Consider the following 13,618-nt stretch of genomic DNA (forward strand, 5'->3'; position numbering starts at 1 on the left):
GCCAGGTCTGTTATAATCGCGCCCCTAATTTTTATCTATCTGTGATCTGATTCGAGACTCCTCATGGACAAGCCTGAGATTTTTATCCCCGATAGCGCCCCGATAGCGCCGGTAACTACCCGCTCAAACCGCCTCGAGCTGTTGGCGCCCGCTAAGAATGCCGACTATGGTATCGAGGCCATCAAGCATGGTGCCGATGCCGTCTATATCGGTGGCCCGGCCTTCGGTGCCAGAGCGACTGCTGGTAACAGCGTCGAGGATATCGCGCGTCTATGTGAGTTTGCCCACCGCTATCATGCCCAGGTGTTTGTCGCCATCAATACCATCTTGATGGACGATGAACTGGAAGCGGCGCAGAAGCTGATCTGGCAAGTATATGAAGCTGGTGCAGATGCCTTGATCGTGCAGGATATGGGGGTACTCCAGCTGGACATCCCGCCTATCGCCCTGCACGCCAGTACCCAGATGGATAATCGTAATCCCGAGAAGGTCGCTTTTCTTGAGCAGGTGGGTTTCTCTCAGGTGGTGCTTGCCCGTGAACTGGGGCTGAGTCAGATCCGTGATGTGGCGGCCAAGACGAACATGCAGCTGGAGTTCTTCATCCATGGCGCTCTGTGCGTTGCCTATAGCGGTCTGTGTAACCTGAGTCACGCCTTTAGTAACCGCAGTGCCAACCGAGGTGAGTGTTCGCAGATGTGTCGCCTGCCTGGTGATCTCAAGACGCGTCAGGGTGAGGTGTTGGCACAAAATGAGCACCTGCTATCGCTCAAAGACAACAACCAGACAGATAATTTAGAGGCGCTGATCGACGCTGGTATTCGCTCCTTTAAGATTGAAGGGCGACTTAAAGATCTTAGCTATGTGAAAAACGTGACCGCTCACTATCGTCAGGAGCTGGACAAGATCATGGCGCGTCGTCCAGAGTTTGTTGCCTCAAGTCATGGCCGCTGTGAGCATACCTTTACCCCCAATACCGAGAAGACCTTTAACCGTGGTCGCACCGACTATTTCGTTAATGAGCGTAGCCAGGGGGTCAGCGATTTCCGCTCGCCTAAATATATCGGCGAAGAGGTGGGCAAGGTGGCGGCCCTGGGTAAAGACTTTATTCAGGTCGAATCGCTCCATAGCTTCAATAATGGTGACGGCCTGTGTTACTTCCCACCTAATTATGAGAAGGCCAAACAGTCTGACGATAAGCTGCAGGGGCTCAGGGTTAACCGCGCCGACGGCAACAAGCTGTATGTGATTGCCGTGCCGGGCGATCTCAAGGTAGGCGCTACCTTGTATCGTAACCATGATCAGGCGTTCGAAACTGTGCTGGCCAAAGAGTCGGCTAAGCGGATCATCAAGGTGGATATGACCCTGAGCGATACCGAGCAAGGGGTCGCGCTGACCATGACAGACCAATATGGCCTGAGCGCAAGCTGTGAGCTTGAGCTGGAAAAGACACCTGCCACAGACGCAGACAAGACACTGAACAATATACGTAAACAGCTGAGCAAGCTGGGTAGCACAGACTTTGAGGCGCGCGAAATACGTATCGACACCGCCAGTCCCTGGTTTATGCCGGCCTCATTACTTAATGGCCTGCGCCGCGATACCGTTGCCGCCCTTGAGCTGGCTCGCGTCGAGGGTTATGAGCGGCCACAGGCGTGGAAATACAACCAAGACGCGGTTTATCCCTTTAAGCATCTGAGCTTCATGGGTAACGTGGCTAACGAGAAGGCGAAAGATTTCTACACCCGTCATGGGGTGATTGAGATTGAGGACACCTATGAGAAGAACGGCGTTACCGAAGATGCGCCACTCATGGTCACCAAGCACTGTCTGCGCTTTAACTTTAACCTCTGCCCGAAAGAGGTGCCCGGCATCAAGGCTGAGCCGCTGCAGATAGAGATAGGTAAAGATGTGCTCAAGCTGGTATTCGACTGCCCTAAATGTGAAATGATGGTTGTCGGTGCCAATCGCCAGGTATAGGCTAGAGAACAAATTAAGTTCACTTTAAAGGAGATAAAGTATGGGACTGTTAGATGCACTGATGGGTAATGCCGCCGAAGTCGACCTGCAAGAATTGGCGCAGGAACTGGGGCCTATTATGGGAGACAACGAGCAGTTGGCGCTGGCTTACCGCGTGGTGCGCGATATGTTTGTGTTTACTAACAAGCGTCTTATCCTCATCGATAAGCAGGGAGTGACAGGCAAGAAGGTGAGTTATCACTCTGTTCCTTATAAGGCGATCACCCATTTTGAGGTGGAAACTGCCGGTACCTTCGATATGGACGCCGAGTTAAAGCTGTGGATCTCGGGTCAAAAGGAGCCCTTGGTAAAAGAGCTGAAGAAGGGCACTGACGTGGTGGGCATTCAGAAGACGATTGCTAACTTTTCCCTGTAATGCCAATCTTTGACATATTTTTTGATTGATTAAGCCCAGGCCTAAGTCTGGGCTTTTTGTTGCCTAGCCTAGCTGGCAAGCCGATTGTGGAGGCCTGCTTGGGAGATATTCCTATCAATGGGTGTTATAGGGGAAAGATAATCCTTCCTCTCTGGGTCTTATACTGCTCAAGGCTAATTTAGCCAGATGTAAATAGACCAAGGAGATCGATTTGATGGGACATTTAGCGAGGCTTTTCTTTCTATTGCTACCGACCTTTTTACTGAGTTCGCCTGCCAATTCAGCGGTGCAGGGGAATGATTTTATTGAAGTGTTTGAGCAGCTTTCCGGTAAGCATCCAGGCGTCAGGAAAGGTCATGCCAAGGGCGTGTGTGCTCTGGGTAGCTTTTCGCCTTCTAAGGAGGCAGCGCTCTATTCACATGCCAACTTATTCAGTGGTCAAGATATTAAAGCCAGTATTCGCTTCTCCATGGCGGGGGGGAACCCTTATGCCGATGAGACCGCGCGCTCTCCGCGCGGCATAGGTGTGCAATTTAGTTTGCCTAATGGGGCTGTGCATAATATTGCCGGCCTGACGACCCCCGTCTTTCCCGGTAAAGATCCCGAAACTTTTCTTGGGCTGCTGAAAACCTTGCTACCCAACGAGCAGGGCAAAGTTGATTTCGCCAAGCTAGCAGAGTATCGACAGGCACACCCCAGTACTCTGCCGCAGTTTAATTGGTTGCAAAGCCATAACCCGCCGAGTTCATACTCCCGTGCCCAATACTTTGGTATTCATGCTTTCTATCTGGTCGATGAGAAGGGTCAGAAAACGAAGTTTAAATGGCGTTTGGTACCGGACGAGGGGGAGTTGCCTCTGACAGAAGAACAGATGGCGCAGTTACCGAAAAGCTTTCTTGCTAAAAAATTACAGCAAGAACTGAGTGACGGCCAGCGCTCATTCGACTTACAGGCTATCATTGGCGAAGCCCAAGATCCGGTAAATGATCCTTCACAGGCCTGGCCTGAGTCTCGAAAGGTGATAAGCCTGGGTAAGTTAACGATGCACAGTGCTGGCGACGATCATTGTGAGAAGATCAACTATGATCCCAATGTGTTGGCAAAGGGCGTATTGCCCAGTAGCGATCCTGTATTAAAGCTCAGATCTGTCGCCTATGCTATCTCATTCGCCAAGCGTTTGAGCGGCAACTAACCCAAATGTAAGGCGCACGAAATCACTTCTTGTTCGCCAAATGGGCCTTACGCTCGGCGGTGTAGTGCCACCAAGGCTGAGCGTCTTCTCCCTCCATAAAGCGCACCGCGGCGATAAAGACATCGATGACACAAGGATCCTGCCGACAGCCCGTGATGGCCTCTAACCGCGCGTGCATCTGGTAAGGGTCTTGCCCGATAAGATCCTTAGGGTGATGCAGTGCAAGCTGATGGAAATCCGCCGCCGTGGCCTTACCCACATTGGGGATCATGGTGAACTCCTTGATGGCGCTGCGATCTGACATCTTGTTATTTTCCTAGTAACCCAATTTTAAGTGTATGGCGTTTGGCGTTGTTTGTCTGTAGAGCTAGGGAAGCAGGGCATAGCTCACCGCTAGCAACATGGCGATGGCGAAACTGATGCGCATTATTCGCGCCGCTCTGGGGCGGGCAAACAGCGGGCGCAGCAGACCGCCGAAGATCAGCCAGAGAGTGTCGACCAGAGTTGCCACCATGAGTGCGCAGACACCTGTCGCCAGATATCCTAAGGCGGTGTTTTCCAGCGGCAACAGGAACTGCGAAAAGATGGCCAGAAAGGCGGCATAGGCCTTTGGGTTAAGTAGATTGAGGATGAAGCCATCTTTGAAACTGGGCGCCTGTTTTGCCGCATCTAGGCTGGTGATCGGCGCGCTGGCAATCTTGTAAGCGATGAAGGCGATATAAGCGGCGCCGAGCAGCTGACAGACAAGTCTAAGTTCGGGAAAGCGGCTAAATAGGGCGGCGAGTCCTGCACTGGCACCTATGATGGCGACCGAGAGGCCAAGGAGTATGCCCAGCAGAAACGGGGCGCCGCGGCGGATACCAAAGGTGGCCCCGGTGGCAGCAAGCGCCAGTGGCGCCGGGCCTGGTGAGCCTAAGAGTAAACCAGTGGCGACGATTAATGACAGTACAGCTTCCAGCATGCCTTATTCCTTGTAGCGCTGTGTCTTTGGCGCAAAGTGTCCTTGGAACTTAGTGTCCTTGTAACATAGTGTCTGTGTGGCAATGAATACCATCAGCATCATATCCTGATCCCTTGCCATGTAAAGGTAGAAGCTGAGATCCACACCCGCTGCCAGTGCAAGCAAATCGCTACGCCTTAGCCGATTTGTTTACACTAGGGCTTTTTCTATTGGTTAGCAGGTCGCCACTTATTGATGTCTTTTTGCCAGCGCTCGGCGATAAAGTCGATGAAGTGGCGTACGAGATGCTGCTGATAGCTACGCAGAGATAGACGGCCCACAGTGTCTTGCTGGGCAGATGATGACCTTGCAAGACCTCAACGAGTTCACCCGAGGCTAAGTGAGGATTGGCGAGATCGCAGGGCAAGAGAATGATCCCCTTACCACCAATGGCAGCTTTTAGCAGTACGCCCATGTCGTTGGCCTGCAGATTGCCGCTGATACTCTGCGCTATGGTCTGGTTATCTTTGACGAAATCCCATCGGCTCTGGCTGCTGTGAAGCAGGCAGTTATGCATCCTAAGATCGCTTATCTGCGTGATCGCCGGGTGCTGGCTTAGATAGCGGGGAGAGGCGCATAGTGCTGAGTCTATCTGCATCAGGCGGCGAGCGATAAGGCTCTCGTCCGGTTGATGGGTATAGCGTAGGGCGATATCGACGCGCTCGCCAACCAGTTGTGCCAGTTCGTCAGACAATACCAACTGTATCTTGACTTGAGGGTGTTGGCGGGTAAAAGCGTCGATAGCCTCGAATAACAAGTTTTGCCCTAAGCCGATGGGAGAGGCGACTCTGATGCTGCCTACCAGTTCCAGCCTGTGACGCTGGGAACGGCTCTCCAGGCTAGCGACTTCGTCTAGGATCTTCTGGCAATAGATGAAGGCTTCCTCACCTTGCACGCTAAGGCTGACACTGCGAGTGGTGCGGTGCAATAACCTGAGGCCAAGCCAGCGCTCAACTTCCTGTACGTGTCTGGAGACCTGTAAGCGGCTGAGATCCAACTGCTCGGCGGCCTGGGTAAAGCTGCCGCAGCTGGCCACCTCGACGAAACTACGAATCGCGCTGATCTTATCCATATTAGTATCTTATGTTGAAACAATATTGCTCTATTTACGCTGTTTATCACGATATCTTGGCTAAGTAAACTAATGCCAATTTAGTCACACAGCGAGGAACAGAAGATGAATATTGCAATTATCGGTGCTACAGGTTGGATAGGTAGCGCCATTATGCAAGAGGCGTTGAGCCGTGAGTTAAGGGTAACCCCCTTGGTCAGAGACCCTGCAAAATTGAATGAGACGGTGCAGGCGCGTCAGTTAGATTTGAGTGAGACGATCACCCCGGAACACTTTAACGATATCGATCTGGTGATCGCCGCCATTGGTGGTCGTGCCAATGGACAGCACGAGTTGGTCCCAAAGAGTGCTCAGGCGCTACTTGAACTGCTGCCTAAGACACAGGTGAAACGTCTCTTGTGGGTTGGCGGCGCCGGCAGTTTGGAGCTTGCCCCTGGGCAGATGTTGGTGCAATCGCCCGATTTCCACCCTGAATACAAAGATGAGGCTCTTGCCCAAGGGGAGGCGCTTAAGGTGTTCAGAGAAAGTGATTCACCACTGAACTGGACCTTTGTCAGCCCCGCGGCAGAGATCTATCCTGGTGACAGTGAAGGTACTTATCGTATCGGTGGCGATCAGTTTTTTACCGATGAGCAGGGACGCAGCCGCATCTCGGTAGCCGATTATGCCAAGGCAATGGTCGATCTGGTGGGCACAGACAACCATGCCCGTCAGCGGATCAGCGTGGCCTACTAACGAGATATCTGGCTGTGGCGTTGAGTGACATTGACTGCTGAGTTTGATGATAAAAAAAGCCACTCTAGGAGTGGCTTTTTGGTATGACTAAACTTGGTGTGTCAGCTTAGTGCTATAGCTTAACCGTCTTCACCCCATCTGGGGTACCTACCAGCAGGACGTCTGCGCCGCGGTTGGCGAACAGGCCGTTAGTGACGACACCAACGATCTGATTGAGCTTTTCTTCCAGCTCTTTCGGGTTAACGATTTTCATGTTGTACACATCGAGGATCACGTTGCCATTGTCGGTGATCACACCCTCACGGTAAACCGGATCGCCGCCTAACTTCACGATCTCGCGGGCCACGTATGAGCGCGCCATAGGGATCACTTCGACAGGCAGTGGGAATTCACCCAGAACATCGACTTCTTTCGTGTTATCCACGATGCAGACAAACTTGTCGGCCACGGCGGCAACAATCTTCTCGCGGGTAAGGGCGGCGCCACCGCCTTTGATCATGTCCATATGGCCGTTGATCTCATCGGCACCATCGACATAGACAGAAAGTTGGTCAACTGAGTTGAGATCGAAAACTGGGATCCCTAATGCCTTCATTTTCTCAGTTGAGGCCTCAGAACTAGACACCGCGCCTTCGATATCGGCCTTGATGGTCGCCAGGGCATCGATAAAGTGATTAACGGTCGAGCCTGTGCCCACACCGACAATACTGTCTTTTTCGACATATTCGAGGGCAGCCCAACCTGCGGCTTTTTTCATTTCATCTTGAGTCATAAGGAGTTCCTATTAAGGATATACGAAGCATTTGGTCGTCATTATACCCCTAGTTGCGCCAGAGCGTATGTCAAATGACACAGTTTGTTAGTTTGCCTGGCAATTTGGCTTAAAGCTCACCTTAAACAATTGTGCTAAACCTCCCAAGCTAATGCGCTATCAGGCGTTTTACTCGCTAGCCACTGGAAAAGTGTCAGGCTAAAGAGTAGGTTACGCTAATAGTTCGCTCGGGCACCTTTGTGATGTTTGATAACGCGCAAATGGGGCAGACAAAGGATATTGAAAGAGTTAAGGAGAGAGCATGGCTGGCGCGAGTCTATTAAGCCTGTTGGATGATATCGCAGCAATATTGGATGATGTTGCCCTGATGAGTAAGGTTGCAGCCCGTAAAACCGCGGGTGTGCTGGGGGATGATTTGGCGTTAAATGCCCAGCAGGTCTCAGGGGTCAATGCCGACCGTGAATTGCCTGTGGTGTGGGCCGTGGCTAAGGGGTCGATGCGCAATAAATGCATCTTGGTTCCCGCGGCGCTGCTGATCAGTGCCTTTATTCCCTGGGCGGTGACGCCGCTGCTGATGTTTGGTGGCCTGTTTCTCTGTTATGAGGGTTTCGAGAAGGTCTATCACTCGCTTACCCATAAGCATGAGCCTGCCATGAGCGAGAGTGAGATGATAAAGGCCGCCGAAGATCTCAAGGCATTTGAGACGCAGAAGGTGGCTGGAGCGATCCGCACCGACTTTGTGCTCTCTGCCGAGATCATCGCTATTACCTTAGGCGTGGTGGCCGAGAGTAGTTTCATGACTCAGGTAGTGACTCTGGCGGTCATCGCCGTGCTGATGACCGTTGGGGTATATGGTTTGGTGGCGGGGATCGTCAAACTTGACGATGCGGGCCTCTATTTGAGTCAGCGTCAGGGGGATAGCTTAACTAGACGATTTGGCCGTAAGCTTGGCGGCGCCTTGGTCAATGCGGCACCTTATCTGATGCGGGGGCTGACCGTGGTTGGCACCATCGCTATGTTCATGGTGGGTGGCGGGATCCTGACCCATGGTGTGCATGCCATCGGCAGCTATTTTGAGCAGGCGGCTCACTGGGTTGAGCAGTTTGCCTTGGTAGGGCCTGTACTGGCGTGGATCACCCCGAGTCTTCTCAATGCGCTGTTCGGCGTCTTAGTGGGGGCGGCAGCCCTGGTGGTGATGTCTCTTTTTTCACGGATTCGTCGCTAACACTGAGTTAAGTTATTGCCTTGTGTGGCGGTATCATTTTGTGTTTTATCGCCTTTCATAGTTAGATGGCTGCTACCACTCTAAAGTGACATGTTTGGGGGCTGACTCAGTCGGGCGTTGTCAGGCAATGCCTTTGTACTGCCTTTGCACTGCCTGATGGATGAATCCCCCTGGCAATTAGGGGCTGGTGGCCTGATGTTGTTTCACCAGCGCTATCATCGCCTGGGCGGCAAAAGAGAGGCTATGATCCTTGCGCCAGAATAGGCTCATCTGCCAACTGAGATCTGTCTCTGTCAGTGCCTTGAGACATACCCCTTGGTGGCGGTAGCGCTCGGCAATGAATTTAGGTAGTAACATCACGCCAATGCCCGCTGCCACTAAGGCCACGCCAAATTCAGGCTGATTCACCTGAGTGGGGTGCGTGATGGTCACTCCAGATTTTTGACAGGCGTTGAGCACCATCTCGTGCAGGGAAAACTCTGGTTCAAACAAGATCTGAGCATAGCCGTCGAGCTGGCCCAGGGGGATCTCGCTAAGGTTAGCCAGTGTATGTTCGCTGGGAAGCACGACCACCATAGGCTCTGTGTGGATGGCAATTCCTTCGTACTGCTCTTTAAGATCGATAATGCCGGTTGCAAGTTCTATCTCTCCTTGTTGCAGTGCCGAGGTCTGCTCGACACCGCCCCGCACCAGCAGTTGGGTTTCAATCTCTGGATAGGCCTGACGATACTTGGCGATGATGGGGGCGAATAGTTCTGCACTGCCCAGAGGCGCCAGTCCCAGTCGCAAGCATCCTTTGCTCAGTCCCTTCAGCTTATCCAGCTCTTCTGTTAGCGCCCTCTTGGCTGCAAGTAGCGTCAGCGCATGGCGGTAAACCACTTCGCCATGGGGGGTGAGTTGAACCTTAGTTCCTCGTTTGCCTCGGGTCAGCAGGGGAAGCTCGAGTTCGGCTTCTAGCTGGGCTATCGATTTAGAAAGGGCGGGCTGGCTGAGGTGGATACGCTCGGCGGCGCGATTGAAACCGCCAGAGTCCACCACGTCGACAAAATACTGTAGTGCCTTAAGATCCATATTTAGATAGCTTTTGGTAATTAGTTTTATAAATAATATTCATTTTTTTTATTTAAATGGCAAGCGTAAGATCCCTTTATCTTCTTTTGGGCTGAGTATGTGATGGCCATTTATCTTCTCTCTTTTCGAAATCTGTTACAGCTGGCGCTTCAGGTCGGATTATTATCTCTGCTAGCCATTGGTGCCCAGTGGTTGGTGACGCGACTGGCGTTGCCATTACCCAGTGGTGTGATAGGTCTGGCGGCGCTGCTGACTCTGTTGGCATTAAACTGGTTACCTGAGCGCTTTGTGGCGCGCGGCGCGGCCTGGTTGCTCGGTGAGTTGCTGCTCTTCTTTATTCCACCTGTGGTTGCCTCGATTCATTATGCCCCCTTGTTAGAGCAATATGGGGTCAGCTTACTCTGTACCTTAGTGCTGGGCAGTGGCTGCGTTTTGTTGTTCACCGGCTTAGTGATCGATCGCGTGTTCAAGTATGAGCGTCGTTTGCGCCGACCAATCGCTGATTCGACTAAGGGAGCCTAGAATGTTTTCCTTTTTGCACCTCTCACTTTTGGGGCTGGCCTGTCTGCTGGCAACGCTAGTCAGCTATGGGGTGAGCAAACGCCTCTATCGGCATTTCGGCTACTGGTACTTATCGCCTATGCTGCTTACGCCAGCGATACTGCTGGCTCTGGTCGGTTTTTTTGCCATCCCCTTACCAACTTATTTCGAATACAACCATTATTTAAGTATGTTGCTGGCACCGGCGACTATCGCCTTTGCCCTGCCTATCTACCGAGAGCGCCGGTTGATCAGGCGTTACCCTTTGACTCTGAGTCTTGGAGTGTTGACCGGGTTGCTGGTTGGGCTGCTCTCTTCCTGGTTACTGAGTCAGGTGATCTATCTGCCGCCTGAGTTATCACATAGTCTCTTGGTGCGATCTGTGTCGACGCCATTTGCCCTGGAAGCAACAACGGAGTTTGGTGGTGTGCCGGACCTGACCGCCGTATTAGTGCTTATGACGGGTGTACTGGGGATGGTGTTATGTGGGCCTGTATTTAAGCTCGCCAGAATCTCCAGCCCCTTGGCGAAGGGAGCGGCCTTAGGTGCCAGTGCTCATGGCGTAGGGGCGGCTAAAGCCGCCGAATATGGTCGGGAAGAGGGGGTTGTCGCCAGCCTGACCATGATCTTTACTGGTATCGCCATGGTGGTCGGCGCGCCATTATTCGCCTATTTATTGGTATAGCTTTTTGGGCCGCGCTCTATCGTAATGGCCAAACCATTATTTTGCGCCTTAGCCCTTGCCTAAGCTTTCGTCTGCGCTATTGCTTAAGCAGTGTGGCGCAGAGTTTGACGAAATCCGAAGAAGTGAGAATGCCAATCACCTTATGGCTATCGTCTACCACAGGCAGGCAGCCCAACTTGTTGTCGATAAAGTAATCGACAATGACTAACAGGGGCTCATCCAGAGTGACTTTTTGAAACTCCCTTTCCATGATGTCGGCCACTAAGGTGCGACGTTCTTGACGATCTAACCCTTCATTGCCGTAATGGGTCAGTATGCTCATTACGGTCGCTATCATCTTCTTATGGGTCAGTATGCCGACTAGGGCGCCGTCATTTTCGCTGACTACCGGCAGGTGACGCACGCCGCGGCTACTCATTAACAGGTGAGCATCTTTAATCGTGGCCTGATCGCTGATACACACGATTTCCGTGGTCATGATATCGCTAACTCGCATGGTCGACTCCTTCAACTATGGTGATGGCTTAATCATAACAGCTTGTGATAAATGCTCTAGTCTGTATGAAGTAAGGGGCCTTTGGTTGGCTAAATATGCTGTCTCACTCCAATTATTTATCTGTTTTTAATATTTTTAGCTGCTTTGTCCGGTGAGACTAGTTAGAACTATCTGTTGCTGTGACCATAATAATTTTGCAATATTGTTAATTGACAATTAAGGTCATTGGACCTCTTACCAGGAATAACAATAACAAGGTCAGTTATCTTTCGAAGTATGAGTTTTCAGCTTCACATGATGTGGGGGAGAGGCGCTAGGGATAACAGGCTCAAATAAAGGAATAACAATGAAAACGAAATATTCTCGCAGGGATTTTTTGGCCATGTCGGCCAAGGGTGTCGGTGCCGCAGTGGTCTCCTATGGCTTGATGGGCTGTTCGAGCAGTGATGACGATAAGGTGGAAACCGCCGCCAAGGTACAATTTCTGCACGGTGTCGCCAGTGGCGATCCCACTCACAGCGCCGTGATCCTCTGGACCCGAGTGACTCCCGAAGTCGATGGCGATATTAACGTCAGCTGGGAGATCGCCACAGATGCCAGCTTTACTCAATTGATCTCTAACGGTGAGATGACCACTAATGCCGAGCGCGACTATACGGTGAAAGTCGATGCTATCGGCCTGGATTCGGGTACCGCTTACTACTATCGCTTCATGTCTGGCGAGCAAGCCTCGGATGTGGGCATGACCAAGACACTGCCAGAGGGCGCCGTCGAGCAGGTCAAGCTGGCAGTCATGTCATGTGCTAATTTCCCAGCCGGTCACTTTAATGTCTATCAGTTGGCGAGTGAGCAGGAAGGGCTGGACGCCGTGGTGCATCTGGGTGACTACATCTATGAATATGCTCGCGAGGGTTATGCCAGCGAAAATGCGGCCGAGCTTGGCCGTGAGGTTTTGCCTGCCGGTGAACTCTTTACCTTAAGCGATTATCGTACCCGTTACGGCCAATACCGTGGCGACACTGCCTTACAGAAACTGCACGCCAAGGTGCCTTTCATCACCGTATGGGATGACCATGAGGTCGCCAACGATACTTGGTCTGACGGCGCGGAAAATCATAATGAAGGTGAAGGAGACTTCGAGCTGCGTAAGATGGCGGCGCTGCAAGCCTATTTTGAGTGGCTGCCAATTCGTCCTTGGCGTGAAGGTAATCACGAGGAGATCTATCGCTCCTTTAGCTTTGGCGATCTGGTCGATCTGCATATGTTGGACACTCGTGTGCTGGCGCGTGATAAGCAGCTGGATTATGCCGACTATGTCGACGGGGCCACAGGTGCCATGGACAGCGCCCGCTTTATGGCGGATGTGACCAGCAGCGATCGCACCTTGCTCGGCGCCGACCAACTGCAGTGGTTGCAGGCGAGCCTGCTTAGCGCCACCGGTAAATGGCAGGTGCTGGGACAACAGGTTTTGATGGGCACCATGATGTTACCTGCGGCGATCGCCATGCAGAAGCTGTCTGTGTATCAGTATGCCGAACTTGGGGCTCTGGCGCAGCTGGCGGCCCGCGCGGCGGCGAATGACCCTACGCTAACGGCGCAGGAATACAGTTATCTTATTGGTAATCAACACAAGCTAACTCCTGAAGTGATGGCCTTGTTACAGATGCCATCTATTCCCTATAACTTAGATGCCTGGGATGGTTATGCCTATGAGCGCGAGGTGATCTTGGCCACGGCAAAGGCGACGGGGGCAAACCTGGTAGTGATTGCCGGGGATACTCATAACGCCTGGGCAAACGAGCTTAAGGACAGTCATGGTGATGTGGTAGGGGTTGAGTACGCGACCAGCTCAGTTTCATCGCCTGGACTTGAGTATTACTTAGGCATTAGTGAGGATCAGCAAGGCGTGACCGAAGCGGGCGTGGTCGAGCTGGTGGAAGGGCTTAAGTACACCAACTTAAGGGACCGTGGTTTTATGTTGCTGACCTTTACTCCAGAGACGGTGCGCAGTGACTGGCACTATGTCGATACCATACTGGATACCGAATTCAGTGAGGCAAGTGACAAACATTACGCGGCCGTGACTATGGCGGGTGAGCCCAAGATTGCCGCGGCGTGAGCCTAAATTAGTCGATGTAGCCGCCTTCGAGGCGGCTTTTTATCTTATTGCCCATAGTAATAATTTAAGCTTGTTTAAATGCTCTATAGGGCTGTTCACCAATTTTGATTGTCGTTATCTAAGGTTTTTCCTTGTTTTCAGGCATTTTATCTAGCCATTGCTGAGCACTTGCTTGGGGGATTGGTATAAAAAAATGGATCCCCAGTTCAAGTTTCACGATTTAGTTCAGCACCTCTGGTTTTTTTAGTATAAAATTCAGCTCCAAATCCCGTAGCCCTGCTTGTTGTCGTGTTGAAACTCAATACGCCGCCCTTGTGCT

At 52.0% G+C, this 13,618-nt stretch carries 14 protein-coding genes and 1 pseudogene; 8 read left to right on the forward strand and 7 right to left on the reverse strand.

The window, feature by feature from the left end:
• The first annotated feature begins 63 nt into the window (after positions 1 to 63).
• From L2712_RS01520 to L2712_RS01530, 3 genes are all read left to right on the forward strand, one after another.
• Positions 64 to 1,977, forward strand: a complete 1,914-nt coding sequence (locus tag L2712_RS01520; protein WP_248976677.1) for a peptidase U32 family protein — start codon at positions 64 to 66, stop codon at positions 1,975 to 1,977.
• A gap of 40 nt (positions 1,978 to 2,017) precedes the next feature.
• Positions 2,018 to 2,392, forward strand: coding sequence for a PH domain-containing protein (locus tag L2712_RS01525; RefSeq protein WP_033537910.1), 375 nt, complete (start codon positions 2,018 to 2,020; stop codon positions 2,390 to 2,392).
• A gap of 214 nt (positions 2,393 to 2,606) precedes the next feature.
• A complete protein-coding gene (locus tag L2712_RS01530; protein WP_248976678.1) occupies positions 2,607 to 3,584 on the forward strand; it encodes a catalase family peroxidase in 978 nt (325 codons plus the stop codon).
• 22 nt (positions 3,585 to 3,606) lie between these two features.
• On the opposite strand, the gene L2712_RS01535 is transcribed toward L2712_RS01530, so the two are convergent.
• The 4 genes and pseudogenes from L2712_RS01535 to L2712_RS01550 form a co-directional block, all read right to left on the reverse strand.
• Positions 3,607 to 3,888 (reverse strand): helix-hairpin-helix domain-containing protein, encoded by a 282-nt coding sequence (locus L2712_RS01535; protein WP_033537912.1) that lies wholly within the window; start codon positions 3,886 to 3,888, stop codon positions 3,607 to 3,609.
• A 63-nt stretch (positions 3,889 to 3,951) separates the two neighbouring features.
• Positions 3,952 to 4,545, reverse strand: coding sequence for a LysE family translocator (locus tag L2712_RS01540; RefSeq protein WP_248976679.1), 594 nt, complete (start codon positions 4,543 to 4,545; stop codon positions 3,952 to 3,954).
• Between the two features lie 3 nt (positions 4,546 to 4,548).
• On the reverse strand, positions 4,549 to 4,710 hold the full coding sequence (locus L2712_RS01545) for a hypothetical protein (protein ID WP_248976680.1): 162 nt from the start codon (positions 4,708 to 4,710) through the stop codon (positions 4,549 to 4,551).
• Between the two features lie 41 nt (positions 4,711 to 4,751).
• Positions 4,752 to 5,656 (reverse strand): annotated as a pseudogene (locus L2712_RS01550) (LysR family transcriptional regulator).
• 105 nt (positions 5,657 to 5,761) lie between these two features.
• Between L2712_RS01550 and L2712_RS01555 the strand changes: the two are divergent.
• Positions 5,762 to 6,391: an NAD(P)-dependent oxidoreductase gene (locus L2712_RS01555; RefSeq protein ID WP_248976681.1), complete on the forward strand. Its 630-nt coding sequence runs from the start codon at positions 5,762 to 5,764 to the stop codon at positions 6,389 to 6,391.
• Positions 6,392 to 6,503: 112 nt separating this feature from the next.
• Here the strand turns inward: L2712_RS01555 and rpiA are convergent, their stop codons facing one another.
• Positions 6,504 to 7,163 (reverse strand): ribose-5-phosphate isomerase RpiA, encoded by a 660-nt coding sequence (gene rpiA / locus L2712_RS01560; RefSeq protein WP_248976682.1) that lies wholly within the window; start codon positions 7,161 to 7,163, stop codon positions 6,504 to 6,506.
• 301 nt (positions 7,164 to 7,464) lie between these two features.
• Here rpiA and L2712_RS01565 point away from each other — a divergent pair, with 301 nt between their 5' ends.
• Positions 7,465 to 8,388 carry a DUF808 domain-containing protein gene (locus tag L2712_RS01565; RefSeq protein ID WP_033537917.1) on the forward strand — a complete coding sequence of 308 codons (924 nt, stop codon included), beginning with the start codon at positions 7,465 to 7,467 and terminating at the stop codon, positions 8,386 to 8,388.
• 177 nt (positions 8,389 to 8,565) lie between these two features.
• Here L2712_RS01565 and L2712_RS01570 read toward each other — a convergent pair whose 3' ends face one another.
• Positions 8,566 to 9,459 carry a LysR substrate-binding domain-containing protein gene (locus L2712_RS01570; RefSeq protein ID WP_248976683.1) on the reverse strand — a complete coding sequence of 298 codons (894 nt, stop codon included), beginning with the start codon at positions 9,457 to 9,459 and terminating at the stop codon, positions 8,566 to 8,568.
• Positions 9,460 to 9,561: 102 nt separating this feature from the next.
• Between L2712_RS01570 and L2712_RS01575 the strand changes: the two genes are divergently transcribed.
• Together L2712_RS01575 and L2712_RS01580 are read left to right on the forward strand one after the other, a co-directional pair.
• Positions 9,562 to 9,981, forward strand: a complete 420-nt coding sequence (locus L2712_RS01575; RefSeq protein ID WP_088905378.1) for a CidA/LrgA family protein — start codon at positions 9,562 to 9,564, stop codon at positions 9,979 to 9,981.
• Position 9,982: 1 nt separating this feature from the next.
• Positions 9,983 to 10,684, forward strand: a complete 702-nt coding sequence (locus L2712_RS01580) for an LrgB family protein (protein WP_248976684.1) — start codon at positions 9,983 to 9,985, stop codon at positions 10,682 to 10,684.
• A gap of 76 nt (positions 10,685 to 10,760) precedes the next feature.
• On the opposite strand, the gene L2712_RS01585 is transcribed toward L2712_RS01580, so the two are convergent.
• Positions 10,761 to 11,180, reverse strand: a complete 420-nt coding sequence (locus L2712_RS01585; protein ID WP_248976685.1) for a CBS domain-containing protein — start codon at positions 11,178 to 11,180, stop codon at positions 10,761 to 10,763.
• A 346-nt stretch (positions 11,181 to 11,526) separates the two neighbouring features.
• Between L2712_RS01585 and L2712_RS01590 the strand changes: the two genes are divergently transcribed.
• The gene (locus tag L2712_RS01590; RefSeq protein ID WP_248976686.1) at positions 11,527 to 13,299 is read left to right on the forward strand and encodes an alkaline phosphatase D family protein; all 1,773 of its coding nucleotides are present in this window, start codon (positions 11,527 to 11,529) and stop codon (positions 13,297 to 13,299) included.
• Positions 13,300 to 13,618 lie beyond the last annotated feature (319 nt).

It is taken from the genome of Shewanella marisflavi (assembly GCF_023283925.1).
Lineage (GTDB): Bacteria > Pseudomonadota > Gammaproteobacteria > Enterobacterales > Shewanellaceae > Shewanella > Shewanella marisflavi.

Bases quoted from the DNA above. Each gene is read 5' to 3' on its own strand.
- L2712_RS01565 (WP_033537917.1), top strand. From the start codon at position 7,465: ATGGCTGGCGCGAGTCTATTAAGCCTGTTGGATGATATCGCAGCAATA.
- L2712_RS01520 (WP_248976677.1), top strand. From the start codon at position 64: ATGGACAAGCCTGAGATTTTTATCCCCGATAGCGCCCCGATAGCGCCG.
- rpiA (WP_248976682.1), bottom strand. From the start codon at position 7,163: ATGACTCAAGATGAAATGAAAAAAGCCGCAGGTTGGGCTGCCCTCGAA.
- L2712_RS01540 (WP_248976679.1), bottom strand. From the start codon at position 4,545: ATGCTGGAAGCTGTACTGTCATTAATCGTCGCCACTGGTTTACTCTTA.
- L2712_RS01575 (WP_088905378.1), top strand. From the start codon at position 9,562: ATGGCCATTTATCTTCTCTCTTTTCGAAATCTGTTACAGCTGGCGCTT.
- L2712_RS01585 (WP_248976685.1), bottom strand. From the start codon at position 11,180: ATGCGAGTTAGCGATATCATGACCACGGAAATCGTGTGTATCAGCGAT.
- L2712_RS01570 (WP_248976683.1), bottom strand. From the start codon at position 9,459: ATGGATCTTAAGGCACTACAGTATTTTGTCGACGTGGTGGACTCTGGC.
- L2712_RS01590 (WP_248976686.1), top strand. From the start codon at position 11,527: ATGAAAACGAAATATTCTCGCAGGGATTTTTTGGCCATGTCGGCCAAG.
- L2712_RS01580 (WP_248976684.1), top strand. From the start codon at position 9,983: ATGTTTTCCTTTTTGCACCTCTCACTTTTGGGGCTGGCCTGTCTGCTG.
- L2712_RS01525 (WP_033537910.1), top strand. From the start codon at position 2,018: ATGGGACTGTTAGATGCACTGATGGGTAATGCCGCCGAAGTCGACCTG.
- L2712_RS01530 (WP_248976678.1), top strand. From the start codon at position 2,607: ATGGGACATTTAGCGAGGCTTTTCTTTCTATTGCTACCGACCTTTTTA.
- L2712_RS01535 (WP_033537912.1), bottom strand. From the start codon at position 3,888: ATGTCAGATCGCAGCGCCATCAAGGAGTTCACCATGATCCCCAATGTG.
- L2712_RS01555 (WP_248976681.1), top strand. From the start codon at position 5,762: ATGAATATTGCAATTATCGGTGCTACAGGTTGGATAGGTAGCGCCATT.